Source organism: Planotetraspora silvatica, from assembly GCF_016863315.1.
Lineage (GTDB): Bacteria > Actinomycetota > Actinomycetes > Streptosporangiales > Streptosporangiaceae > Planotetraspora > Planotetraspora silvatica.
In genome coordinates this window covers 20,716-44,966 of sequence record NZ_BOOQ01000053.1, presented here as the reverse complement: position 1 = coordinate 44,966, position 24,251 = coordinate 20,716, and the positions used below count along the sequence as shown (strand labels likewise).

Annotated in this window: 24 protein-coding genes, 3 tRNA genes and 1 pseudogene; 14 read left to right on the top strand and 14 right to left on the bottom strand. The window is 70.9% G+C overall.

Going from position 1 to position 24,251, the window contains the following annotated elements:
* Window positions 1-67 precede the first annotated feature (67 nt).
* Window positions 68-943, top strand: coding sequence for a hypothetical protein (locus tag Psi02_RS34440; RefSeq protein ID WP_203980051.1), 876 nt, complete (start codon window positions 68-70; stop codon window positions 941-943).
* A 12-nt stretch (window positions 944-955) separates the two neighbouring features.
* Here Psi02_RS34440 and Psi02_RS34435 read toward each other — a convergent pair whose 3' ends face one another.
* Entirely contained in the window at window positions 956-1,930 is a 975-nt protein-coding gene (locus Psi02_RS34435; RefSeq protein ID WP_203980050.1) for a sulfotransferase family protein, read from the bottom strand.
* Window positions 1,931-2,082: 152 nt separating this feature from the next.
* Here Psi02_RS34435 and Psi02_RS34430 point away from each other — a divergent pair, with 152 nt between their 5' ends.
* Genes Psi02_RS34430 through Psi02_RS40435 form a run of 4 tightly spaced genes read left to right on the top strand, consistent with a single transcriptional unit; the run spans window position 2,083 to window position 4,454 of the window.
* Complete coding sequence (locus Psi02_RS34430; RefSeq protein ID WP_203980049.1) at window positions 2,083-2,394, top strand: hypothetical protein; 312 nt, start codon at window positions 2,083-2,085, stop codon at window positions 2,392-2,394.
* Window positions 2,391-3,869, top strand: coding sequence for a C2 family cysteine protease (locus Psi02_RS34425; RefSeq protein ID WP_203980048.1), 1,479 nt, complete (start codon window positions 2,391-2,393; stop codon window positions 3,867-3,869). Before Psi02_RS34430 ends, Psi02_RS34425 begins: the two co-directional genes overlap by 4 nt.
* 1 nt (window position 3,870) lies before the next feature.
* On the top strand, window positions 3,871-4,116 hold the full coding sequence (locus Psi02_RS34420) for a DUF6406 domain-containing protein (RefSeq protein WP_203980047.1): 246 nt from the start codon (window positions 3,871-3,873) through the stop codon (window positions 4,114-4,116).
* Window positions 4,113-4,454, top strand: coding sequence for a hypothetical protein (locus tag Psi02_RS40435; RefSeq protein ID WP_239095415.1), 342 nt, complete (start codon window positions 4,113-4,115; stop codon window positions 4,452-4,454). The genes Psi02_RS34420 and Psi02_RS40435 overlap by 4 nt, the downstream gene beginning before the upstream one ends.
* A gap of 42 nt (window positions 4,455-4,496) precedes the next feature.
* Here the strand turns inward: Psi02_RS40435 and Psi02_RS40430 are convergent.
* Window positions 4,497-4,868 (bottom strand): annotated as a pseudogene (locus Psi02_RS40430) (ATP-binding protein); the annotation flags it as partial.
* Between the two features lie 188 nt (window positions 4,869-5,056).
* Here Psi02_RS40430 and nhaA point away from each other — a divergent pair.
* Window positions 5,057-6,946 carry a Na+/H+ antiporter NhaA gene (nhaA, locus tag Psi02_RS34410; protein ID WP_203980045.1) on the top strand — a complete coding sequence of 630 codons (1,890 nt, stop codon included), beginning with the start codon at window positions 5,057-5,059 and terminating at the stop codon, window positions 6,944-6,946.
* Between the two features lie 31 nt (window positions 6,947-6,977).
* Here the strand turns inward: nhaA and Psi02_RS34405 are convergent, their stop codons facing one another.
* The 4 genes from Psi02_RS34405 to Psi02_RS34390 form a co-directional block, all read right to left on the bottom strand.
* A complete protein-coding gene (locus Psi02_RS34405; RefSeq protein WP_203980044.1) occupies window positions 6,978-8,276 on the bottom strand; it encodes a hypothetical protein in 1,299 nt (432 codons plus the stop codon).
* 141 nt (window positions 8,277-8,417) lie between these two features.
* On the bottom strand, window positions 8,418-9,416 hold the full coding sequence (add, locus tag Psi02_RS34400; protein ID WP_203980043.1) for an adenosine deaminase: 999 nt from the start codon (window positions 9,414-9,416) through the stop codon (window positions 8,418-8,420).
* A gap of 59 nt (window positions 9,417-9,475) precedes the next feature.
* On the bottom strand, window positions 9,476-10,981 hold the full coding sequence (locus Psi02_RS34395) for an LLM class flavin-dependent oxidoreductase (RefSeq protein WP_203980042.1): 1,506 nt from the start codon (window positions 10,979-10,981) through the stop codon (window positions 9,476-9,478).
* A complete protein-coding gene (locus Psi02_RS34390; protein ID WP_203980041.1) occupies window positions 10,974-11,318 on the bottom strand; it encodes a winged helix-turn-helix transcriptional regulator in 345 nt (114 codons plus the stop codon). The genes Psi02_RS34395 and Psi02_RS34390 overlap by 8 nt, the downstream gene beginning before the upstream one ends.
* Before the next feature lie 86 nt (window positions 11,319-11,404).
* On the opposite strand from Psi02_RS34390, the gene Psi02_RS34385 reads away from it, so the two are divergent.
* From Psi02_RS34385 to Psi02_RS34365, 5 genes are all read left to right on the top strand, one after another.
* Window positions 11,405-12,097 carry a nucleotidyltransferase domain-containing protein gene (locus tag Psi02_RS34385; RefSeq protein ID WP_203980040.1) on the top strand — a complete coding sequence of 231 codons (693 nt, stop codon included), beginning with the start codon at window positions 11,405-11,407 and terminating at the stop codon, window positions 12,095-12,097.
* A gap of 116 nt (window positions 12,098-12,213) precedes the next feature.
* Complete coding sequence (locus Psi02_RS34380; RefSeq protein ID WP_203980039.1) at window positions 12,214-13,017, top strand: SAM-dependent methyltransferase; 804 nt, start codon at window positions 12,214-12,216, stop codon at window positions 13,015-13,017.
* A 15-nt stretch (window positions 13,018-13,032) separates the two neighbouring features.
* The gene (locus Psi02_RS34375; RefSeq protein WP_203980038.1) at window positions 13,033-13,935 is read left to right on the top strand and encodes a TIGR03619 family F420-dependent LLM class oxidoreductase; all 903 of its coding nucleotides are present in this window, start codon (window positions 13,033-13,035) and stop codon (window positions 13,933-13,935) included.
* Window positions 13,936-14,047: 112 nt separating this feature from the next.
* Entirely contained in the window at window positions 14,048-15,298 is a 1,251-nt protein-coding gene (locus Psi02_RS34370; protein WP_203980037.1) for an esterase/lipase family protein, read from the top strand.
* A gap of 214 nt (window positions 15,299-15,512) precedes the next feature.
* The gene (locus tag Psi02_RS34365; RefSeq protein ID WP_203980036.1) at window positions 15,513-15,746 is read left to right on the top strand and encodes a hypothetical protein; all 234 of its coding nucleotides are present in this window, start codon (window positions 15,513-15,515) and stop codon (window positions 15,744-15,746) included.
* A 66-nt stretch (window positions 15,747-15,812) separates the two neighbouring features.
* Here Psi02_RS34365 and Psi02_RS34360 read toward each other — a convergent pair whose 3' ends face one another.
* The 6 genes from Psi02_RS34360 to Psi02_RS34335 all read right to left on the bottom strand — a co-directional run bounded on the left by Psi02_RS34360 (window position 15,813) and on the right by Psi02_RS34335 (window position 19,141).
* On the bottom strand, window positions 15,813-16,100 hold the full coding sequence (locus tag Psi02_RS34360) for a DUF6295 family protein (RefSeq protein ID WP_203980035.1): 288 nt from the start codon (window positions 16,098-16,100) through the stop codon (window positions 15,813-15,815).
* 11 nt (window positions 16,101-16,111) lie between these two features.
* Complete coding sequence (locus Psi02_RS34355) at window positions 16,112-16,855, bottom strand: dienelactone hydrolase family protein (protein WP_203980034.1); 744 nt, start codon at window positions 16,853-16,855, stop codon at window positions 16,112-16,114.
* 66 nt (window positions 16,856-16,921) lie between these two features.
* Entirely contained in the window at window positions 16,922-18,694 is a 1,773-nt protein-coding gene (locus tag Psi02_RS34350; protein ID WP_239095405.1) for an MFS transporter, read from the bottom strand.
* 204 nt (window positions 18,695-18,898) lie between these two features.
* A tRNA-Val gene (locus tag Psi02_RS34345) sits at window positions 18,899-18,973 on the bottom strand.
* Window positions 18,974-18,985: 12 nt separating this feature from the next.
* A tRNA-Cys gene (locus Psi02_RS34340) sits at window positions 18,986-19,056 on the bottom strand.
* Between the two features lie 13 nt (window positions 19,057-19,069).
* Window positions 19,070-19,141: transfer RNA gene (locus Psi02_RS34335), tRNA-Gly, on the bottom strand.
* A 128-nt stretch (window positions 19,142-19,269) separates the two neighbouring features.
* Here Psi02_RS34335 and Psi02_RS34330 point away from each other — a divergent pair.
* Together Psi02_RS34330 and hutH are read left to right on the top strand one after the other, a co-directional pair.
* Window positions 19,270-20,094 carry an ArsR/SmtB family transcription factor gene (locus tag Psi02_RS34330; protein ID WP_203980033.1) on the top strand — a complete coding sequence of 275 codons (825 nt, stop codon included), beginning with the start codon at window positions 19,270-19,272 and terminating at the stop codon, window positions 20,092-20,094.
* On the top strand, window positions 20,060-21,607 hold the full coding sequence (gene hutH, locus Psi02_RS34325) for a histidine ammonia-lyase (protein ID WP_203980032.1): 1,548 nt from the start codon (window positions 20,060-20,062) through the stop codon (window positions 21,605-21,607). Before Psi02_RS34330 ends, hutH begins: the two co-directional genes overlap by 35 nt.
* 10 nt (window positions 21,608-21,617) lie before the next feature.
* Here the strand turns inward: hutH and Psi02_RS34320 are convergent, their stop codons facing one another.
* On the bottom strand, window positions 21,618-21,845 hold the full coding sequence (locus Psi02_RS34320) for a hexameric tyrosine-coordinated heme protein (RefSeq protein WP_203980031.1): 228 nt from the start codon (window positions 21,843-21,845) through the stop codon (window positions 21,618-21,620).
* A 123-nt stretch (window positions 21,846-21,968) separates the two neighbouring features.
* A complete protein-coding gene (locus Psi02_RS34315; RefSeq protein ID WP_203980030.1) occupies window positions 21,969-23,195 on the bottom strand; it encodes an NAD(P)-binding domain-containing protein in 1,227 nt (408 codons plus the stop codon).
* 83 nt (window positions 23,196-23,278) lie between these two features.
* On the opposite strand from Psi02_RS34315, the gene Psi02_RS34310 reads away from it, so the two are divergent.
* A complete protein-coding gene (locus Psi02_RS34310; RefSeq protein WP_203980029.1) occupies window positions 23,279-24,229 on the top strand; it encodes a LysR family transcriptional regulator in 951 nt (316 codons plus the stop codon).
* Window positions 24,230-24,251: the final 22 nt, after the last annotated feature.

The window sequence follows — 24,251 nt, the reverse complement described above, 5'->3', positions numbered from 1 at the left end:
TGTTAAGAGGAGGGATGCCCGAGGCCGGGCTGACCATCGCCATCATGTGATCAACGGAGAGTCCGACGTGTTCATACCGAAGCCGGAACGGTCAGTCGTCGCGGTGCCCCCGCCCGGAGACGGGGCCGGATTCTGGGCGGGCGCGCCCAGCGCCGTCAGCAGGGACGGGTGGATCTACCTCGCCTACCGGCTGCGCCGGCCCATCGGCGCCGGCCGCGGATACGCGATCGAGGTGGCGAGGTCGGCGGACGGCGAGAACTTCGAGACGCTGCTCACCATCTCGAAGGAGCAGATGAACACCGAGTCCCTGGAGCGTCCCACTCTCGTGGTGACCCCCGAGGGCAGGTGGCGCCTCTACCTCAGCTGCGCCACGTACGGCACCAAGCACTGGCGGGTGGAGGTCCTCGAAGCCGACGACCCCGCGGCCTTCGACCCCGCCGCCGCCCGGGTCGTGCTCCCCGGCGACCTGAAGACCGGGGTCAAGGACCCCGTGATCGTGCACCACGGCGACATGTGGCACCTGTGGGCGTCCTGCCACCCACTGGAGGACCCGCAGGAGGCCGACCAGATGGTCACCGACTACGCGACCAGCGTCAACGGGCTCGACTGGGCCTGGCAGGGGACCGCCCTCGACCGGCGGCCAGGTGCCTGGGACTCCCGCGGCGTGCGTGTCAGCGCGGTCACCTTCACGGGGGAGACCGTCATCGCCTACTACGACGGCAGGGCGTCGGCGGAGCAGAACTACGAGGAGCGCACCGGCGTCGCGATCGGCCCCGACCCGTCGACGCTGACGGCGACGGGGACCGGGCCCGCCGCGCAGTCGGGCCACGCCGGCGGAGGGCTGCGTTACCTGGACATCGTGCCCGTCGACGGAGGCCACCGGCTCTACTACGAGCTGACCCGCGCGGACGGCGCCCACGAGTTGCGCACCGAACTGCGCTGACCCCGCGCGGGGCTACGCCGTCCCGCGCCTCGGCCGTCCGTTGCGCGCCTGCCGCTGTCCCGAGGGCCGGCTGCCCACGAGGCCGCCCGACCTCTCGCGGGGGCGGAGCCAGTCGCTGAAGTCCTCCTCCGTGACCTCTTGGAGGAGGGCGATGTCCGCGGCGAAGTAGGACAGCAGTTCCTGACGTTGTGCCCAGGTCAGGGGCCGCCGGGCCCGGCCGCCCCGCTGGAGGACCCTTTCCATGGGCGCCGTCAGCCGTTGCCCCAGGTACCGGTCGCCCAGCCGTACGAGCTGGGAGAGCATCTCGTGGCGCCGGGTCTCCGGCGGATGGGCGGTGACGTTCTCCCGGGGGATCTCGGTGATCAGCCCCCGCTCGACCCCGAGGAAGGCGCAGATGCGGTCCAGGGTGTCGGCCGGCCGGTCGACCACGTCCCGATAGCGGAAGAGCAGCACCTGCTCGCGCGGGAACAGCGCGAACAGGTGCCTGAGCTGCTCGCCGTACCTGCCGATCGCGACGTAGTGCCAGAACGGCGCCCAGCCCGCCGCGATCCTGCTCCGTTCCCGTGCGCACGCGTCGATCACGTCGCCGATCGGTTCCAGCCCGGCGGACCAGAGGTGGGTCCAGTTGGAGTGCGCGCGCTCGACGGGGTCGCGCAGCGAGACGATCAGCTTGGTTCCCGGCGCCGCGTCCCGGATCCGCCGCTGGGCGGCCAGGTCGTAGAGGTAGAACGGGGTCGCCTCGCCGCGGAGCGCTCCGGGGGGAGCCCCGTCGAAGAGCGCCTCGTAGTCGGCCCGCCGCCACACGTGCTCGCGGTAGGTCTCGGCGTCTCCCGGGCCCACGCCCGGCGGGGGCGGGCCGTCGGTGAGGAAGAACTTCGGCTCCTTGACGGCCGACATGAACAGCCCCGGATGCCGGGCCAGGGCGGTGTGCAGGGCGGTCGTCCCGGCCTTCGGGACTCCGATCACCAGGAAGTCAGGCAAAGCCATGCGTATCCTCCCTATTTTCCTACAAATTTAGTTGGAAATATCACCTCCTGTGAAGCGCCCTTTGTGGGTTGGTGTACCACCCTGGCGGCCGTCCTATCGCGGATCCTCAGAGTCGCCCCCGGGGCAGGGTGATCGTCGTTAGCATGACCTCCATGATCCCCACGGATCCGGAGGAAAGCCCCGAATCCCTGCGCAGGCGGGCCCATGAGCTCCGGGAGTGCGCGCGGCGGGCGAGGACCATGGCCGAGACGCTCGGCCCCTTCCTCGACCAGGCCGTGGCGGCCGCGACCGAGAAGGACGCCTGGCAGGGCTGGTACGCCCGGGAGACGACCAGCCGCCTCCAGGATCACAAGCGGCATCTGAACGGGATGGCCGACCGGCTCGTTCTGGACGCCGGCGCCTGGATCAGGGAGGCCGAGAGCCTTGAACGGCAGGCCGACGCGGCGAAGAAGGCGGCCAAATGACCTACGCCGGTTTCGACGTCGACAAGATCCGCCTGCTGGCCAGGGAGCTCAGGAAGGCGGGCGGCGGGGCCGGCGGGCTCCAGCGCGACCTCGCCAAGCTGCTCGGCGACGCGGAGTCCGCGCTGAACGGCGTGCGCCCGACGTCCTACCAGCCGTTGCTGGACACGATGCGCGGCGGGGAGCCCAAGGGCGTGCCCGGTCTGCTGGCGACCGCCCTGCCGGATACGGCGGGGGAGATCGACCGCCGCTGCGACCGGATCTCGCCCGCCAGTGGCGCCTTCCCTCCCGGCACGGTCGTCGATCCGATGATCGTCTTCGACCGGGACGAGCCGGACCAGGGCAAGGTCAACCAGGTGCTCGACGCGATGAAGGGGCTCGGCGGCAAGGACTTCGGGATGAACGGCGACCGCGACGACCTGCGCGCGCTCGCCAAGCGCCTGGAGGACCTCACGCCCGCCGAACTCGACCTGTTCCTGTCGAAGGTGAGCGACGAGGACCTCAAGAGGTACGGCCGGCTCATCTCCGACACGGGGGACGGCTGGCTCAACCCGTTCGACCACAACGGCCTGCCCGACGGTGAGCGGCGCGAGCATCTCAGCCACCTCCTCGAGCGTTCGGGGCCGGGGCTGTGGGCCAAGCTCGCCGCGGACCTGCCCGGCGTGCAGCCCGGGTTCGACTCCACCGACGTCTTCCTCGACGGCGCGAACAGCCAGAGCGGCGTGAGCACCGCGGGGCTCCATTACGGCACGCCGAACGTCCCGATGTTCGTCGACGGCGTCCAGGCGGACGAGGTGGCCCAGGGAACGCTGGGCGACTGCTGGTACATCGCCTCGCTGAAGGCCACCGCCGCCGCCGACCCGAAGTTCATCCAGGACGGCATCCGGCAGAACGCCAACGGGACCGTCTCCGTGCGGGTGTGGGACAAGGACGGAAAACTGCACTGGGTGACGATGACGCCCGACCTGCCGTTGGACGCCGGCGGCGACATCGCGTTCGCCCGGAGCGTCAGCGGCAACACGACCACGGAAAGCTGGCCCGGGTACTACGAGAAGGCGTTCGCCCTGCTGTACGCCGAGGACAAGGGCGGCGCCCCGGACGGCAAGGACGGCGACGACCGGTACGACCGCGAGGAACACGGCAGCTACGGTGCCATCGAGTGGGACTACAACGAGCAGGCCCCGCCGTACGTCACGGGCGACGACGCGGACGGCATCGACCTCGACTACGACGATGTGAAGAAGTCCTTCGACTCGGGACATCCCGTGATCGTCTCGAGCCGTTCCTCGAACGACGGGCTGCCCGACCACCTGAAGGCCTCCTACGTGACCCGGCACGTCTTCTACGTGAAGGGGTTCCAGGACGGGAAGATCGTTCTGGGGAACCCCTGGGGTCCGGGCTCGCCCGACGCCGTGGTCACGCCGGACGAGTTCAAGAAATGGTTCGACGATCCGCAGAAGCTGACCGTGGGGGACTGACATGGAAGAGTGGCGCCTGCGCCGCGGCATCCCGTATCGCCTGGAGCACGACGGTGCGTCCCTGCTCGTGGGGATCAACGACCTGACCGCCGGGCAGGTCGTCGTCACCGTGAACGTGGACGGCGTGCCGAGCGGCACCTACGAACTGGGCGTCGGCGACACCGTCGACATCGCCGACCGGTCGTACACCGTGACCGCGATCGAGGCGGCGGGGCGGGGATACGCCGACCTGGAGGCCGGGTCATGAGGCGGGTGCCGGTCCTTCTCGCCGCGCTCGGCGTGCTCGCCGCGGTCTCGGCCTGCCAGTCCTCCGGCGAGCAGGCCGAGGCGGCGTGTGCCGGGGCCGACCGTGCCGGCTCCGTTCACATCCTCCAGGGCGGCACCAACCCCCTGGTGGGAGGAGCCCGCGCCGGGATCAACTCGGTCGGGGACGACTACGAGGCGACGCTTTCGCTGATGGGAGGCGCGGCGGGTGAGCCGGGCACGGTGAGCGTCAAGGTGGGCGATCAGTTCACCGTCGCCGGTCACCGGTTCGAGGTGGTGGAGGTCTGCCAGAGCCGCGTCTCCGTCGTCGACGACTCCTGAGGCCTCTCGCGCCGTCTCGTTCCTGACCTCGAACCACACGTCGTTCCTGCTGTTCTCGCGAATGATCCCCCAGCGGTCGGACAGCGCGTCCAGCAGGGGCAGCCCTCGTCCGCTCGAGCCGTTCGGCACCGCGTGTCCCGCGCACGGGGCGCCCGCCGATCCGTCGTCCTCCACGCGGATCCGCACCCGGTCGTGGAGCCGGGAGACCGTGATGACGAACGTGCCGCCCTGGCCCGATCGTGAGTGGACGACCGCGTTGGTGACGATCTCACTGGTCAGCAGCACGCAGTCGTCATGTCGTGGGTGGTCGCGCCCCAGGACGGCCGACACCAGCCGGCGTGCCTGCCTGACCTGCTCGCGCGCACCGGCGAGCCGCGCCACCCGGTTTCCCGCACCGTCCCCCGAGATCTCCATCGAGCCTCCTCTGTGGTCCCACAGATTGGACGCCCTTAGGTCAGGTGGAGATGTCACAAGAAGGTAGGAGTGTAGTTGCCTGAGGCCTATGTCCCAGTGGACCGAACATCCGTTGTCGTTTCGACGACTTTTGCGAAATCACTCGCCGGTCCGGGAATGTGTCGCCGCCGATATATGTCACAGGAGACGTGACGGAACCGCGCGAAGCCTCCACCACTTTCTCGGGACGGACCACCTGGGTCAGGCAACTCGAGACGCCGTTGCGCGAATTCCTGCGCACGGAGACCGGCAGTGCCGCCATCCTGCTGGCCGCCACCGTGGCGGCCCTCGTCTGGGCCAACGTCGATCTCCGGTCCTACGAGGCCCTGTGGGGCACGAACCTGTCCGTACGGCTCGGCGACGCGGCCGTCGCCCAGGACCTGAGGCACTGGGTCAACGCCGGCCTGATGACCTTCTTCTTCTTCGTGGTCGGCCTGGAGGCGCGCCGCGAGTTCGACATGGGAGAGTTGCGCGACCGGCGCAGGCTCGCGCTGCCGGTCATCGCCGGCATCGGCGGGATGGTCGCGCCCATCGTGATCTACCTGCTGTTCAACCGCGGCCTGCCGTCCGCGGACGGCTGGGGCGCCGCGATGTCGACGGACACGGCCTTCGCCCTGGGGATGCTGGTCCTGGTCGCCTCCCGCTTCCCCTCCCGCGCGCACACCTACATGCTGACCGTCACCGTCGTGGACGACCTGATCGCCCTCTGCGTCATCGCGATCTTCTACAGCGAGCACGTGTCGGCGTTCCCGCTCCTGATCGCGATCGCGATCTTCGCGGTCACCGTGGCGCTCAAGTCCCGGTCGGTGCGGGGGGGATTCCTCTACGCCGCACTCGGGATCGCGACATGGGTCGCGCTGTTCGAGTCGGGCGTCGAACCCGTCGTCGTCGGCCTGGCGATGGGGCTGCTGACGAACGCGTCGCCCGCGGCCCGCACCGATCTGGAGCGGGCGAGCGACCTGTTCCGGCTGTTCCGTGAGCAGCCGACGGCCGAACTCGCCCGGTCGGCGAGCGCGGGCGTGGTGAACGCCGTCTCGCGCAACCACCGGCTCCAGCAGCTCTACCACCCGTGGACGAGCTATGTGATCGTGCCGCTGTTCGCGCTGTCGAACGCGGGCATCCCGCTCAGCGGGGAATTCCTGGTGCGAGCGATCACCTCTCCGATCACACTGGGCATCCTGATCGCCTACGTGGTGGGCAAGCCCGTCGGCATCATCGGCTCGACCTGGCTGGTCAGCCGGCTCAGCGGCGGGCGGGTGCGTCCCCCGGTCGGGTGGGCGGCGGTCGCCGGCGTCGGCACCATCGCCGGGATCGGGTTCACCGTCTCGCTGCTCATCGCCACGCTCGCCTTCAGCGGCGCGCAGCTGGAAGAGGCCAAGTTCGGCATCCTCGCCGCCGCTCTGTGCGCCTCGGTCATCACGTGGATCGTGTCGCGCGCGACCGCCATGTTGCCGAAGAAGACCCGGGCCAGGGCGCTGCTCGGCACCGCCGAGAGTATCGTCGACCTCGTCGACCCGGTCGACCCGGACCGCGACCATCTGCGCGGCCCGGAGGACGCGCAGGTGACCCTGGTGGAGTACGGCGACTTCGAGTGCCCCTACTGCGGCCTGGCCGAGCCGGTGGTTCGCGAGATCCTCGCCGACTTCGGGGACGTCCGGTACGTCTGGCGGCACCTCCCGCTGCGCGACGTCCACCCGTCCGCCCAGCTCGCCGCGGAGGCGGCCGAGGCGGCGGCCGAACAGGGGGCCTTCTGGGAGATGCACGACCTGCTGCTCGCCCACCAGGGCGACCTGCTGCTGCCCGACCTCGTCACCTACGCCGAGCAGATCGGTCTCGACACCGAGCGGTTCAGGGACGACCTCGACGGTCGTACCGGGGCCGACAGGATCGAGGAGGACATGGACTCCGCCGACCTGAGCGGCGTGTCCGGCACTCCCACGTTCTTCATCAACGGGCGGCGCCACCACGGCGCCTACGACATCGTGACCCTCTCCGCCGCCGTCAAGGCCGCGCGGGTGCGCGAGGCTCTGAGGTCGTAGGCGCCAGGCTCAGGCGAGCCAGGGCGGCTCGTCAACGGCCGGGCGACGCCCCGTTCATCGACGCCCCGTTCACCGGTGAACCGTTGACCGGCGATCCGCCGGCCGAGGTGGCCGACAGGACCGGCTCGTCGACCTCGATGGCCGGGAACGTCCCGGTGTCGAGGATGCCGTGCTCGTTGTAGGCCGCCTCGATCAGGGCGTGCGCCTTCGCCTCGAGCTTCCACAACGAGCGGTACTCGCGGGCGGTGTCGAGCGGGATGCCGATCTCCAGCGCGATGTCGGCCGCCCGCGGCACGAACTTGCGCTCGATCTGATGGTCCCAGTACTCCCTGGCGGCCCGGATCCTGGCGGCGCGCTGCGCGGTGTCGATGATCGGGGGGCCGCTCTCGGCCCGGCGGATCTCGTCCTCGTCGTCGACCCCGGTGACCCCGGCGACCAGGGCCGGGCGGGCGGGAGGCTCCTCCGGCTCGGGCGCCCACGGGACGGGCGGGTTCAGGTCGATGAGGGCGGCCGTGTTGTAGAGCGCTCCAATCTGGGACAACAGCGCCTCCTGGCGCTCCGCGTCGATCGCCAGGCCGGTGTACTCCACGGCCCGGTCCATCTCCCGGTCGAGCCGGGTGAGGGCGGCGCGCATCTTGCGGCCGGAGGCGCCCGCCTCACGCAGGGCCCGGGCGCGCTTGGCGGCCAGGGCGACGCGGGTGAGCCTGCGGTGGGCGTCCACCTCGCTCGCGGTCCTGTCGCTCGCCTCGGCCAGCCCGATCCTGACCAGAACGCGTTCGGGGGTGAGCCGCCAGTTGATGCGGGCGCGGCCCGTGATGCGGTGCCGCTCGATCGCCATGCCGCGCTCCCACAACCACGCGGCGACCAGCGGCGCGGCGAGCCGGAACAGCGCCTCGGCGAGGCTCCTGGCGTCCAGGCTGGACAACACCGCGGACAGGCCGGTGAGCGCCCATACGGCGATTCCGTCGATGCCGGCGGAGTAGTTCTCCCGCATGTTGCGGCGGGCCCGGACGGCGCTGGTGATCACGGCGACTTCGATGAACGCGAACAGCAGCAGCCGCAGCGGCCCGTCGAACCCGAGGACGTCGCCGGAGAAGCGCCACATGCCCTGGGCGGAGACGCCGGTGGCGATGCTGGCGGCGACGATGGTGAGGATGTCCTCCGCCGGGCGGCCGGCGGCGTGGCGGCGCAGGAGCCTCGTCACGGCACGGAAGGCGGCGCGCAGGATGAAGAAGACCAGGGTCAGCACGGCCAGGGATAACACACAGATCACGACGGTGCCGACCGGATGGGCCGACGTGAAGGCGGTTATTTCATCTATAAGTGGCATCGGTCACTGTCTTTCGATCTCCGACACGATATCCAGGAGATCATTCCAGAATGTGGCCATGTCGCGTGAGTAAACCGTTGGTGACGGTCGGGAACGAAGTGATTACGGAGGACCGATACGCCACACGAGCCGACGCGGCGCTCAGGCGTCCGGGGCGGCCAGCCAGGCGTCCGCCTGACCGATCAGCCGCTCCTTCGTCCCGGCGGGCGCGAACGAGGCCTCGATCGAGGCCCGCGCGAACTCGGCCATGACCTCGTCGCCGTACCCGAAGGCGTCCCGGACGCGGGCGTACTCCTGCGACAACGTCGTTCCGGCGATCGACGGGATGTCGGTGTTCAACGTGACGACGAGACCGGCGTCGCGCAGCCGGGGCAGGGGATGGGCGGCGAGGGAGCCCGCGATCCCCAGGGCGACGTTCGACGAGGGGCACACCTCGAGCGGGATCGCCCGGTCCCGCACCTCGGCCACGAGTTCCGGGTCGTCCAGCACCCGGATCCCGTGACCCAGCCGCTCGGTGCCGCCGGGGCCGATCGCCTCACGGACGCTCGCCGCGCCGCAGGTCTCCCCGGCGTGGTGGACCACATGGAGGCCCGCGTCCCTGGCGGCCGCGAAGACCTCGGAGAACGGGGCCAGCGGATAGGACTCCTCCCCGGCCACGCCCACGCCGACGACGGCCGCGTGACGGGCGGCCAGTTTCACCGTGCGCCAGGCCCGGTCCACCGACCGGCGCCGCGAATGGTCGAGCACCACCCGGCACTCCAGGCCGTACGCCGCCTGGCCCTCCGCGAGCCCGTGCAGAACGGCCTCCAGCGGCATCTCCAGGTCGTTCAGCCGTTCGCCGTGGGAGGCCGCGGTGAACGTCACCTCCGCGTAGCCGGTGCCCTGGGCCGCCTCGTCCTCGCAGAACTCCACCGCGATCCGATGGAAGTCCTCCGGCCGGCGCAGGCAACTCCGTACGAGGGAGTTGTGGTCGGCGAACTGCCGGAAGCCGTCGAAGGCGAGCGGCCCCCCGTCATCGCCGCCGTGCGAGGGGACGTCGACCCCGTTCGCCGCGCCGATCTCCCGGAGCGTCGCCCATCGGATCGTGCTCTCCAGGTGGACGTGCAGATGAGCCTTCGGCAGCAGCCTGATGTCCCGCATGGTCCGGAGGATAGGAAGGCGGGGCCCCCCGACGCATCCGAATTTCGTGCCCGCGGGTCTCAGATGTCGAGGTCGAGCCGCGCGAGCGGCTCCACCAGTTCCTCCTCCTCGTAGCCGAGGTGCGACAGCAGGGCGTCGGCGAGCAGGTCGACCTGCAGGCGCACGCCGTCGAGTTTCTCCGGGTCCTCGATCATCGCCACGAGGGCGACGTCGAGCCCGGTCAGCACGCCGGCGATGACCTCGTGCTCCTGCTCCAGCCGCTGGACCACCGGAGCCAGGGACGGCTCCGCCCCGGTCAGCATCGGGAACATGTGCTCGTCCTCGATGGTGTGGTGGGTGGTGAGCAGGCGGCAGTAGGACGCGCAGAACGTCCCGAGCGTCCAGTAGTTCTGCCGCATGGTCAGCTGGTTGATCATCGACCGGAGCGAGGCGGCGTCGCCCTGCCCGTCCGCGACCTGCTCCAGCGCGTCCCTGATCTGCGTGAGCTCCTGCCGGAGGTGGTCGTGGATGAGCACCAGGCGCTGCCCGTTCGCCCGCTTGGCAGGGGGGAGGGCGTTGATGTCGCGCTTGACGGATCGCGGCCGGGTCGCCTCGTCGAGGACGCCCACCGACCCGCGCCCCGCTGTCGCCATGACGGCGGGGGGAGCGGCCGGGACCGGCTCCGCGGCGGGGGTGGGGGAGGGGCGCTCGCGCGTCACCGCGTCGCGGACCGCGGGCACGACCTCCTCGGCGAACGTCGCGAGGCTCCGCTCGTCGTTGGAGGCGAGCACGAACACGCTCATGCCGTAGAGGAGCGTGAGCTCGGTGAGCTGCTCGGCCCAGACCGGCGGCGGGCCGTCGAGGAAGCCGCCGCCCGCGAGGCCGGAGAACCGCCCGGAGATGTTGTAGACGCGCCGGACGTCGGCGGGCTCGCGCCCCGCCCGCTCGGCGGCGGCGTCGATGATCGCCGACATGCCCGCCAGCTCGGACGGCGCCGCGTAGCCGGACGAGGGGACCCATCCGTCGCCGAGGCGCCCGGTCAGCTCCAGCATCCTGCGCTTGTAGGAGCCGATCCACAGGCCGATGGGGTGCGCGGGGAACGGCCCGGGCTGGGCGCCGTCGAGCCGGTAGTGCCGGCCGTCCAGGCGCACGCCGTCACCGGGGGTCCACAACGCCCGCATGACCTCGATGGCCTCCTCCAGCGCCTCGACCGACTCCGCCGGGGTGCGGCGCGGCCCGCCCATGGCCGTGACGCCGCCGGGGAACGCCCCCGAGCCCAGGCCCAGCTCGATCCGGCCGCCGCTCAGCAGGTCGAGTGAGGCGGCGCTGCGTGCGAGCACGGCGGGCGGGCGCAGCGGCAGGTTGATCACATCGGGGAACAGCCGGATCCGTGACGTGCGCGCGGCGAGCACGGACAGCAGCGTCCAGGTGTCGAGGAACGACGGCTGGTAGGGGTGATCCTGTATGCCGAGGATGTCCAGCCCGAGGTCCTCGGCCAGCACGGCCTGCCGTTCCAGCCGGTGGCGTCCGGCCGCGTCCGGCGTGAGGAACGCGCCGAACCACAGCTCGTGCCCGAAATCAGCCATCGTCTTCCGTACCTCTCCCGAGCCAGCGTTCCCCCCACGCGACCAGCGGCTGCACGGCGAGGGCCAGCTCCTTGCCTCTATCAGTGAGTGAGTAGGTGATCTGGACGGGCGTCGTCGGCTGCACCTCGCGGACCAGCACCTCGGCGGCGTCCAGCTCCCTGAGCCGCTGGGCGAGCACCCGGTCGGAGATGCCGGGCACCGCGGCTAGGTACTCGCTGTAGCGCCGCGCCCCGTCCTGGGCGGCCATGAGGATCGCGCCGTTCCAGCGCCGTCCGACCAGCTCGATCGCGGCCTGGAACGACGGACAACGAGCCTCGAAATCATCTTTTGTCGTCATAAGTCAAATCACCTCCCAGCAGATTAGCTTACTTTTGAGAAGAAACTTCCACAAAGGAAGTCGGATGATCGTGGCATGATCCCCACATGGTGCTCCAGCTACCCGGGCAGACCGTGTTGTCGGTGGTGACCGGCTCACGCGCGTACGGGCTGGAGACGGAGGGGTCGGACACCGACAGGCGGGGGGTCTTCGTGACCCCTGCCCCGCTCTTCTGGCGCCTGGACAAGCCGCCGACCCACGTCGAGGGCCCGATGCCCGAGCAGTTCTCCTGGGAGGTCGAGCGCTTCTGCGTGCTCGCGCTGAGCGCCAACCCGACCGTCCTCGAATGCCTGTGGTCCCCGATCGTCGAGCACTCGACCCGGATCGGCGACGACCTGCTGGCGATCAGGACGGCCTTCCTGTCCCGCCGGGCCGTGGAGACGTTCGCCTCCGCCGCGGACGACCAGTTCCGCCGCCTCGATCCGGACGGGTCGCGAAGGCCGGGGTCTCCGATGGGCGAGGCCAGACGGGCGAAGATGGCCATGCACGTGATCCGGCTGCTGCTCGGCGCGCTCAATCTCGCGGTCAACGGCGAGCCCCTCGTCCGGGTGGGGGCCCATCGAGACCGGCTCCTGGCCGTACGGCACGGCCGGGCGGACTGGCCGGAGGTGCGGAGCTGGCGCGACGAGCTGGTGGCCGAGATCGCCGCGCGTACGGCAGCGGGGACCGCGCTCCCCGACCGGCCGGACCGTGAGCTGGTCGAGGAGTTCGTGGTCGCCGTGCGGCGGTCGTCCCTCTGAGAGCGCGCCCCGGATTGTCCGCCCCCGATGCCGACATTCCCGACAAGCTGGATATGCTGATCACCGTCGAGATCATGAACATGCCGAGATCATGAACACGCACGGGGGAGTGCTCCTTGGGGCAAGATCGCCGATCCTGGGGATTCGATCCGACCACGCCCAACATCGCGCGGTTGTACGACTACTACCTGGGTGGCAAGGACAACTTCGCCGCAGACCGTGAGGCCGCCGAGCGGATCCTCGCCGTCGCGCCGGAGTTGCGGCTCGCCGCTCGCGAGAACAGGGCGTTCCTCGGCCGGGCCGTACGGTTCCTGGCCGAATCCGGTATCACCCAGTTCCTGGACATCGGTACCGGTCTGCCCACCCAGGGCAACGTCCACGAGGTGGCCGCCGAGGTCATCGAGGACGCCCGGGTCGTCTACGTGGACAAGGACCCCGTCGTGCTCGGCCACGCCCGGGCCCTGCTGGCGGGCGCGGGCGGGACGACCACCGTCGTCGAGGGCGACCTGCGGCGACCCGAGGAGATCCTGAACCACGAAGACGTGGTCAAGGCCATCGACTTCGGCAAGCCCGTCGGCCTGCTCCTCGTCGCGATCATGCACTTCATCCCGGACGGCGACGATCCCGCGCGCATCCTCACCACTTTGCGGGACGCGCTGCCGCCGGGCAGCTTCCTCGTCCTGTCGCACGGCACGCGCGATGCCCGCCCCGCGGCCGTGACGGCCGGCACCCAGGTCTACGAGGGCGCCACCTCGCCGCTGGTGCTGCGCACCCGCGACGAGATCGGGACCCTGTTCGACGGGTTCGACCTGGTGGAGCCCGGCCTGGTCTGGTTGCCGGAATGGCGGCCGGACATCTCGGTCCAGTTCGACCCGCCGGAGACGTCACTCATCCTCTGTGGTGTGGGGCGCAAGATCTGACAGCGAGGTTCCAGCGTGGAGATCGGTCTTGCGCTCGCCCAGTACGGGCGGTTCGCGTCGCTGGAGAGCGTCCGCCTGGTCGCGCGTGAGGCCGAGTCGCTCGGCTTCTCGAGCCTGTGGGTCGGTGACCGGCTGATGACTCCGCTCAAGCCCAGGGACCCCTATCCCGGCGGGGACGGGACCATTCCGGAGGCCCACCGGGTCTTCCTCGACCCCGTCGCGGTGTTGTCGGTCGCCGCGGCGAGCACCACGCGGGTACGGCTCGGCACCAGCGTGCTCAACGCCTGCTGGTACCCGCCCGTGCTGCTGGCCCGTTCACTCGCCACCCTCGACCAGTTGAGCAGTGGGCGCCTCCGCGTGGGCCTGGGGCTGGGCTGGTCCTCCGACGAGTACGCCGCGGTGGGGGTGCCCTGGAAGTCCCGAGGGTCGCGGTTCGACGCCGTCCTCGACCTGCTGGACGCCGTCTGGACCACCGATCCGGTGTCCTACGAGGACGAACGCTGGGCGGTCACCCCGAGCCACATCTTCCCCAAGCCGGTCGCCAGGCCGCCGCTCTACCTGTCCGGGTTCGCCCCGGCGGCCCTGGAGCGCGTCGGGCGCAGGGCGGACGGCTGGCTGCCCGCCGCGCTCCCGATCCCCGCTCTCACCTCCATGTGGAAGGCCGTCCGCAGGAGCGCGGAGGAGGCCGGCCGGGACCCCGACGCGCTGCGCATGGCCCTGCGCAGCAACCCGATCATCACCGACGAGCCCGTCCCTCAATCGCGTGTCCCGAGAGCCGGCACGGTGACGCAGATCGCCGGCTACCTCTCCGCCGCCGCGGACGTGGGCGCCCACGAGATCTTCATGGATCTCCAGCTCACCGCCCGCGACGACCACCACCTCCTGGAGCTCGCCGAGGCCGTGCGCGCCGCGCTCTGAACGGTTCCCCCACCGCCGGCGCCCGTGGCATGTGGGCCGCCCACATTGATCCGGCCGCCTCCATCGGGCGAACTGGTGTCTGTCACGGGGGTGGAGCGTCAAGGGAGATGTGATGAGACGACGTCCTTGGGGCCGGTTGCCGGCCGCCCTGGGCCTGGTGGCCGCCATCGTGCTCGCGGCCCCGGCCGCGCCCGCCTCCGCCACCGGTTCCGTGACTCTGGAGGCGACGTACACGTCCGGGCTGCAGAACGGCTGGGCACAGGTCGAGCGGTACAAGGACAACTCCACGGCCTTCGTGGCCGAGACGTACCCGTCGGACGGGCGGGGCGACCAGACGGGCCAGACGAAGCACCTGTTCGGTGACGTGGCCCGCCCGCACTCCTCACGCTTCCTGCTCTACTCCGCGCCGGGATGGCAGACCGGGGCCAAGCCCGTCCCCGTGCTGCTCGTCCACGGCGCCAACCAGACGGCCGACCAGGCCTGGGCGAACCCCAACGCCGCCGGCGCGTACGGCTGCGGCCAGGCGAGTTGTCCCACGACCGGTCTCATGCAGAGCCTGAGCGGCAAGGGCTACAAGGTCTTCGCGATCGGGTTCCCGCACACCACCGGCGACGGGTACTACTGGTCGGAGCAGATCGCCGACGCCGTCTCCCTGATCAGGGCCAAGACGGGCGCGTCCCAGGTCGACGTGGTCGGCTGGTCCAAGGGCGCGTTCAACGCCCGCATGTACGTGTCGTCGCTGCGCAAGTCGTGGGGCACCGCGTACAGGGGCGACGTCAGGAAACTGGTCCTGCTCGGCGGTCCCAACAAGGGCTTCGACTGGGGCTACCGGCACGGCTGGACCCACGATTTCGCGATATTTCCGGAATGTGGGGGCACGCTCAACGCGCCCGCACCGCACACGAAGATGGTCTGCTACGGCCTCTGGCGCACCCACACCGACCTGAGCTACGAGGGCGACGCCTACCCGGGCTCCGACGACATGCTCTACCGCTGGGACGACGTTTACCCCCTGCCCGCGACCGAGCAGGACTGGTACACCACGTACTACGGCGGCACGGGCTTCTACACGGCGGGCCGCGGCATCCAGTACGCCATCGACCGGGGCTCGCTGGTCGTGCCCCTGATCAACGCGGGCACCCCGGCGAGCGTGCCGGTCTACCAGCTCTGCGGCAACACGCCGGACATGGCGCTCCTGCACAACGAGCACACGGGCCCGTCCGACGGGGCGGTCTTCGTCGCCAGTTGCTCCGCGCCCGACGGGATCGCCAACCGGGCGGCCACCGCCGTCCTCGGCCTGAACCACCTCAAGCTCGGCTGGGCCTCCAGCTCCATGGGCCAGGTCGCCACCTGGCTCGGCTGACCAGGGCACGAGATTCGGCCTGACCACGTCTGACCTGGTTCGACCGCGCTTCGGCCCCTCATGACCACCGGCCCCGGATCCCGTATGGAGGATCCGGGGCCGGTTCCATGACGTGACAGGTCAGGCGATACAGGTGGCGATACGGGTGGGCGATGGTCGCATGCGGGCAGGCATGACTAATAATGGCTCCAATCACGAACTCCAGGAGACCTCGGTGACCAGCCCACTCAGCAGGGACAACCTCGATCTCGCCACGAGCGCCCAGGAAATGGCGGACAACGCGCCCGCCGGGTCGCTTCGTCACGCGGCCGCAGCCTCGGTCGCCATCACGTGCGCCACCACGCGTGACAACGACCACGCCCGCAGCACCCTGGACGGCATCGCCCCCGATGAGGTGCGCCTGGCCGCTCTCGCGTTGTTCGACCAGCTAGCCGGCCGGGCCGGATGACCCACGCCGCTCAGCGCCGCTGAGACGGGCGCGGGCCTCCGGCCGCCGCGGGGGAGAGGGAAGTCCTCAGGAGGCGGCGCGTGCGTGCGCGCCCGACGCGAGCCCGGGCGGTGCCGCGGCCAGCGCCTTCTGGATGGCCTCGACCAGCGCCAGCGCGGCCTCCTCCGTGAGCTCGACCGCGACCCGCGCCGACGGGCCCTCGCCGGGGTTGGTGAAGTCGATGTTCAGCGTGTGTTCGTGCGTGGCGTGGTACGGGTGGTCGACGTAGACGGCGCCGTCGCTGAGCGTGAACCAGCCGGTCGCCCCCTTGGCGGCGCCGTCAAGCTCGATCTTCTGGGTGAGATAGGTGCACATCGTGGATCCTGTCAGGCGCTGAGGTGGCGGCCGTAGAAGTCGAAGATCTTCTTCCAGCCGTCCACGGCGGCGGCGGGACGGTAGGAGGGCCTGTCGACGGCGAAGAACGCGTGCCCGGCGTCGGGGTAGGTGTGGAACTCGTGGTCCTTGCCCAGCTTCTCGAGCTCCGCGGCCAGGACCGCGACCTCCTCGGGCCCGGGGAAGGAGTCGTCGGCGCCGAACAGGCCGAGCAGCGGGCTGGACAGGCCGGGCGCCTTGGACAGCAGCGAAGTGACCTTCATGCCGGATTCCGCGGGCGGCTCGTTGACCACGAAGGCTCCGTAGCAGTCCACGGCCGCGTCGATCTGGAGCGAGCAGGCCGCCAGGAACGTCTGACGGCCCCCTGAGCAGAAGCCGATCACGCCGATCTTGCCGTTGGCGTGGTCGAGCCCGTTCAGATGAGCGGCCGCCCCGGCCACGTCGCCGACGAGCTGCTCGTCGGGGACGCCGCCCTTCGCCCGCGCGGCCGCGGCCTGGTCGTCCGGGCTGACGCCCGCGCCCTCCCGCGAGTACAGGTTCGGGCAGACGGCGGCGTAGCCGTGGGCCGCGAACTTGCGGACGATCTCCTTGGAGGCCTCGTCGTAGCCGGGCATGTGGTGGATCACCACCACACCGCCGCGGGGCTCCTCACCGAGCGGCCGGGCCAGGTAGGCCTCGAGCTCGGCGTTCTCATGTCCGGCGACGGAGATCGTGCCGGCCCAGATGGCGTCGTTCATCGCTGATCCTCTTACTCGTATGTTCTGCGGGGACCCCGTCCGGGGCCGCAGGTGGTGGAAGGTCGGTCAGATGGTGGTGGGGGTGGTCGTCGTCCGTCGCCGGCCGTCCAGCAGCGAGGCGATCGCCCCGATGACCATCATGGCGGCGGCCGCGGAGAAGACCACAACGAGGCCCTGGTGGACGGGCGCGGAGATCAGATTAGGGAAGAACTCGTTCCCCGTCAGCCGGGCCTGGGTGTCAGGCGGCAGTGAGCGCAGCACGTCCGGCGGCAGGATCGTCCGGATGGGGTTGTAGCCCAGGAAGGCGGCGAACAGGCTGCCGACGGGCGGCAGGTGGCCGACAGACTGCGCGACGGCCGCAGGGACCCCGGATCTCTCCAGACCCGAGGTGAGGGCGTTCGGCAGCCCGGAAGCCAGGCCGATGATGAGCAACGAGAAGAAGACGCCGATGGACAGGGCCTGCCCGGAGTTCTGGAAGGTGCCGCGCATTCCGGCGGCGGCCCCCCGCTGGTGGGCGGGCACGCTGCTCATCACCCGGGAGGTGTTGGGCGAGGAGAAGACGCCCGAGCCGATCCCGCTGACCGCCAGCAGCGCCGCGAACACCCAGTAGGGGAAGTCGACCGGCAGCGCCATCAGCCCGAGGAAGGCGGCGGCCACGATGATCAGTCCGCCGGAGGCGAACAGCCGCTGCCCGTACCTGTCCGACAGGTAGCCCGACACCGGGCCCGCGGCCAGGAAGCCCACCGTCAGCGGCAACATGTAGATGCCGGCCCACAGCGGGGTCTCCTCGAAGGCGAAGCCGTGCAACGGCAGCCAGATGCCCTGCAGCCAGATGATCAGCATGAACTGCAGGCCGCCCCGCCCGATCGCCGACAGCAGCACGGCCAGGCTGCCCGCGGAGAACTGCGGGATCCGGAACAGGCTCAGCTGGAACATGGGTTCGGCGACCCTGCTCTCGATCACGCAGAACGCGATCAGCAGCAGGACGCCGCCGCCGATCCCGCCGAGGACCCACGGGTTGGCCCAGCCCGTGCTGTGCCCGCCGTACGGCTGGATGCCGTAGGTGATGGCGGCCAGCACCACCCCGAGCCCCGCCGCGAAGGTGATGTTGCCGGGCAGGTCGAGCCGGCCGGGACGGCGGTCGCCCAGTTCGCGCAGGGAGGCGTAGGACCAGATGGTGCCGACCAGGCCGATCGGGACGCTGACCAGGAACACGACCCGCCAGTCCCACTCCGCGAGGAGGCCGCCGATGATCAGGCCGAGGAACGAGCCGGCGATGGCGGCGACCTGGTTGACGCCCAGTGCCGTGCCGCGCTGCTCTACGGGGAACGCGTCGGTGAGGATCGCCGTGGAGTTGGCGAAGAGCATGGCGCCGCCGACGCCCTGCACGACCCGCCAGCCGATCAGCCAGAGCGCGCCCGATCCGCCGTGCAGCGGGTCGAGTGACAGCGCGATCGAGGCGACGGTGAACACCGCGAACCCGCTGTTGTAGATCCGCACCCGGCCGAACATGTCTCCCAGCCGGCCGGCCGGGACGACCAGCACGGCGGACACGAGCAGGAACCCCATGATCATCCACAGCAGGAAGCTCACGTTGCCGGGCTCCAGCGGGTTGAGCCCGATGCCCCTGAAGATCGCCGGAAGCGAGATGATGACGATCGACGAGTTCACGGTTGCGAGCAACATGCCAACCGTCGTGTTCGACAGCGCCACCCACTTGTAGCGGGGATGGTCCCGATCGAGCCGCCCGGCCCGCCGGGCCGCGTCCGGTGGCCCGCCCGCCGTCCCCGTGCCGGCCGGAGCCTTCGGGGCGTTCATGGAGTTTCCCGCATCACGCATGCGCACGTCCTCCTCCTTCGTCCCGATAGTAGTTGCTTTGCCTAACTAACTACTCTCGGGGTGGCGGGCTCGGTGGGAAGGGGTGAAGGCGCTGGTGGCAGGGGATGCGCCGGACCCGAGAGGGGGCGTCATGGATCCCGGGGAATGCGAAAAGCCGCCGGAGATCCGGCGGCTTTCGAACAGGCCGTCAAGGCCGGGAAAAGATGGTGGGCGATACTGGGATTGAACCAGTGACCTCTTCCGTGTCAGGGAAGCGCTCTCCCGCTGAGCTAATCGCCCGTGTCGGACCAGAGGTGGAGACGGGATTTGAACCCGTGTAGACGGCTTTGCAGGCCGTTGCCTCGCCTCTCGGCCACTCCACCAGGTGCAACTCCGAGCGGAAGACGGGATTCGAACCCGCGACCCTCACCTTGGCAAGGTGATGCTCTACCACTGAGCCACTTCCGCATGCCGTCCGCCGGGGCGGACTCACGCGTTGCACTTTATCGAATCACCGCCCACACCCCAAATCAGCGCGAGCCGCAGGAGGGGATGCTTCGGCGACCGCCGAACAATGGGTGGGTTAGCGTCGAAACATGCCCGCCGAATACATCGCACAGGACGCGGAGATCGCCCCGGTCGCGGCGCTGATCGCCGACGCCACGCGCGCCGCCATGCTCACCGCCCTCCTGGACGGCCGGGCGCTCGCCGCGGGTGAGCTCGCCCGGATGGCCGGGGTGACCCCGCAGACCGCCAGCGCCCACCTGGCCCGGCTGCGGGACGGCGGCCTGATCACCATGATCAGCCAGGGGCGGCACCGCTACTACCGGCTCTCCGGGCCCGACGTGGCCCAGGTCCTGGAGGTGCTCGCGACGATCAGCGAGCGGCCCGCCGTGCGTTCGCTGAGGCAGTCGCGGCAGGCCCGGCTGCTCCAGGAGGCGCGGACCTGCTACGACCACCTCGCGGGCAGGGTCGGCGTCGAGGTCTACGACGCCCTGCTGCGGGAGGGCCACCTCGTGGAGTCCGGCGAGGGTTCCTGCGAGGTCACCTCCAGCGGCCGGGACGCCGTCACCGCGTTCGGGGTCGACCTCGACGCCGTACGGCTCAGCCGCCGCAAGTTCGCCCCCGCGTGTCTCGACTGGCTGGAACGCCGCCCCCACCTCGGCGGCGCGCTCGGCGCGGCGATGTTCGAGCGGATGGTGGCCCTGGAATGGCTGGCGCGGGGGACCACCCGGCGGGCGATCGAGGTGACCGCGGCCGGGCGGGCCGGTCTGGAGTCGACGTTCGGATGTAAGGAGCTAACATGCAATACGCTGGTTACCTCCGCGGTCGCCGGCGGGCCTGCAAGCGCACGAAGAGCCACCGAGGCTCCGGGAGAGTGGGACGATGCACGACAGCGAGGCAACGGCGGTCGGGCCTGAGCCGCTGACCTTCCACGACGTCATCCAGGTCGCCAGACACGGCGGGGCCGTGCGGCTGACGGACGACGCCCTGGCGGAGATGGCCGCCTCCCGTGGACGGATCGAGGACCTCGCCGAGGCCGACACCCCCGCCTACGGCGTCTCCACGGGCTTCGGCGCCCTGGCCACGCGGCAGATCGACCCCGCGCTGCGGGCGCAACTCCAGCGCAGCCTCATCCGCTCGCACGCCGCCGGATCCGGTCCCGAGGTGGAGACCGAGGTGACGCGGGCGATGATGCTGCTGCGCCTGCACACGCTCGCCACCGGCCACACCGGGGTGCGCCCGAAGACCGCCCGTGTCCTGGAGTCCCTGCTCAACGCGGGGATCACGCCCGTGGTCCACGAGTACGGCAGCCTCGGCTGCTCGGGTGACCTCGCCCCGCTCTCCCACGTCGCGCTGACGCTCATGGGCGAAGGAGTCGTCCGTACGGCGGACGGCCAGGTGAAGCCGGCCGAGGAGGCGCTGAAGCAGAGCGGCATCGAGCCGGTCGAGCTCGCCGCCAAGGAGGGGCTCGCCCTCGTCAACGGCACGGACGGCATGCTCGGCATGCTGGTCCTGGCCATCGACGACCTGATCAGGCTGCTCAAGACCGCCGACATCAGCGCCGCGATGAGCGTCGAGGCGCTGCTCGGCACCGACGCCGTCTTCGCCGCCGACCTGCAGGCGCTGCGCCCGCACCCCGGCCAGGCGGCGGCCGCGGCCAACATGCGCGGCCTCCTCGACGGCTCGGGGATCATGGAGTCGCACCGTGACGGATCCTGCACCCGGGTCCAGGACGCCTACTCCCTGCGCTGCGCGCCGCAGGTCGCCGGAGCGGCCAGGGACACGGTCGCCCACGCCGCCACCGTCGCCGCGCGTGAGCTGGCCAGCGCGATCGACAACCCGGTGGTCCTCGCCGACGGCCGGGTCGAGTCCAACGGCAACTTCCACGGCGCGCCCGTGGCGTACGTCCTGGACTTCCTGGCGATCGCGGTCGCCGACCTCGCGTCGATCGCCGAACGGCGGACCGACCGGATGCTCGACGTGGCGCGCAGCCACGGGCTTCCCGCGTTCCTGGCGGGCGACCCCGGCGTGGACTCCGGCCACATGATCGCCCAGTACACGCAGGCCGCCATCGTCTCCGAGCTCAAGCGGCTGGCCGTGCCGGCGAGCGTCGACTCGATCCCGAGCTCCGCGATGCAGGAGGACCACGTCTCCATGGGCTGGTCGGCCGGCCGCAAGCTGCGGCGGGCGATCGACGGGCTCACCCGCGTGCTGGCCATCGAGGTGTTGACGGCCGCCAGGGCGCTCGACCTGCGCGCGCCGCACCTGCCCGCCGCCGGGACGGGCGCGGTGGTCGCGCTGCTGCGCGAGTCGGTCGCCGGGCCGGGGCCCGACCGGTTCCTCGCCCCCGAGATCGAGGCCGTCGTCGATCTCGTCGCGAGCGGCGCGGTGGTCTCCGCCGCGGAGTCCGTCACCGGCCCGCTGTCCTGAGACCCTCCGGTCAGCGCCAGTAGTTGTTGGCCGCGGCGATGGTGGCGAACTCGATCGAGATCACGTGCGCGGCGGAGGTACGCGTGTCGGGGTCCGCGGCGTGCTCGCCGCGGCCCCGCCGGAGGATCTCGGCCTCCGGCTGGATCGCGTGAATCGTGTTCCTGGCGATCAGGACGGCCAGGGCCCGTCCGTCCTCAGGGCTCGCGGTGATCAGGGAGTTGCCTGGTACGAGTTCCATCACGCCCCCGATATATCGCACATTGTCACCATATGAAGACGTATGGTAACTGAACTGGGCGGAGGCACGGCCGGTGGGATGCCGGCCGTGCCTCTCTTCTCGTGCCGCCGTGTGTGGAAGGCGTCAGCCGGCCGCGGCGACCACCTCGACCTCGATGAGCAGACCCGGCTGGAACAGGCGGGACACCTCCACGGTGGTGCTGGCCGGGGGTTCGCCGGTGAAATACCGGCTGCGGACGTCGCCGTACTCGCGCAGCAGCGACATGTCGGTCAGGAACGTCCGCACGTGCAGCACCCGGTCGAACGACGATCCCTGGTCCTCGAGGATGCGCCCGAGGTTGCCGAGGATGAACTCGCTCTGGCGCGCCATGTCGCCCTCGCCCACGACCTCGCCCTTCTCGTCCAGGGCGACCTGGCCGGACACGAACAGGAGGTCACCCGTCCGGGTGGCGTGCGAGTAGTACCCGTTGGTGGCGGGGACGGTCGGCGGGTTGATCTTCAGTACGGCCGCGCCGGTCCCTTCGGGGGCGGTGGGCCCGTCCAGCGCCGCGGTGAAGATCGCGGTGATGTCCCGCCCGCCGAGCCCGGCCCCGGCGGCCTGGGCCAGCCGGTCCCGGGCCGCCGACGTCACGGTCTGCACGGCGCCGGGTCCTTCGGTGGCCAGCCGCAGGTCCTTGGCCGCCAACCCGAGTGAGTAGCCGGTCGCCGGCGGTCCCGACTCGATCGCGGGACGGAGGCGATCGACGAGCGCCGCGAGAGCGGTGCCCGACAGCGTGTCGAGGAAGACCGAACGGTCCAGTTCCAGGGCCTCGGCGTAGGCCAGGTTCTCCGCCAGCATGACCTGGGCCGACACGAAAGCGCTCATCACGGCGAGCTTCAGCGCAGCCCCCGCGCCGAGGGGACCGGCCTCCCTGATCGTCCCGAAGGTCGTCAGCACGTCACGGACGCGGGCGAGATCCTCAGGCGCGCCTCCCGCGAGGACCGCCAGCGTGCCCGCGGCCGCCGGTTGCAGGCTGCCGACCACGGGAGCGTCGACGAGCCGTACGGACTCGGGGAGCAGGCCGCGCAGCCGCGCCACCGCCTCCGGCCCGATGGTGGACATCTCCACGAACACCGACCCGGGCCGCAGCCCCGGCAGCGCGGCCCTGGCCACCTCGTCCACGGCCGTGGGATCGCTGAGCATCGTCACGACCAGGTCGGCGTCCGACACGGCCTCGGCGGGGGAGGAGGCCGTCTGCGCACCGGGCAGCTCTTTGCGCGTCCGGTTCCACACGGTCACCTTGTGCCCGGCGTCCACGAGCCGCCCGGCCATGAGGGCGCCCATGCGCCCCAATCCAAGGAAGGCAATCATGCGAAGACGCTATGCGTGAACCCTCCCATTCCACCAACGAGTAGATTGCATGCGGTCTATGCCTCCCACTCATGGATGGACCGATGCTCGAAACGGACATGCTCCGGCTGCTCGACGTCGTGGCCCGCACGGGCTCCTTCACGGCGGCGGCGCTGGAGCTCAGCTACACCCAGTCGGCCGTATCCAGGCGCGTGGCGACGCTGGAGGCCGAGGCGGGCGGCCCGCTCTTCGATCGGCTCCCTCGTGGCGTACGGCTCACGCCCGCCGGCCACGCTCTGCACCGGCACGCCTGTGACGTGCTCAAACGTCTCGCGATGGCGGAGGAGGAGCTGGCCGCGATCCAGCGGGGCACGGGCGGCCGCCTGAGGGTGGGCGCGTTCGCGACGGCCAACGCCGCACTCGTGCCCGGCGCGCTCCGCGACTTCCGGGCGGCCTTCCCCGGCGTCGACGTCAGCCTGGTCGAGGGACTGAGCGGTGAGCTCATGGAGGGCGTCGGGGACGGCATGATCGACATCGCGGTGGTCAGCGACTACTTCTCGGGCGTGCCGCTCGGGGAGGAGGCCGAGGTAACGCCGCTGCTGGAGGACGAACTGCTGATCGCGCTGCCCGCCGACCACCCGCTGGCCGGGGCCGACGTGGTCGACCTGCGTGATCTGCGGGACGAGAGCTGGATCGCCGGCGCCCAGCCCGACGGCGCCACGACGCTCGGCGAGGCGTGCGCCCGGGCGGGATTCACCCCCCGCGTCGAGGTCCGGATCGGCGAGTGGACGGGCAAGCTCGGGTACGTGGCCGCCGGGCTCGGGATCACGATGGTGCCGGCCATGGCGGCGCCGGCCGTACGGGCCGATCTGGCGCTGCGGCCGCTCGGCGACTTCGCGCCGCGCCGGACCGTGTACGCGGCGCTGCCGCGCCCCGCGCCGGCGTCGGCCCGGGCGCTTCTCGGCTTCCTCCGGCGTGGCCTTCCACACCCGGCCGGCTCGCCTCTGCCGGAGCCGGCGGACTCGCCTGACGTGGCCGCCGGGCGTTTCGCCTGATCGTCCGCTGGTTGGGAGAATG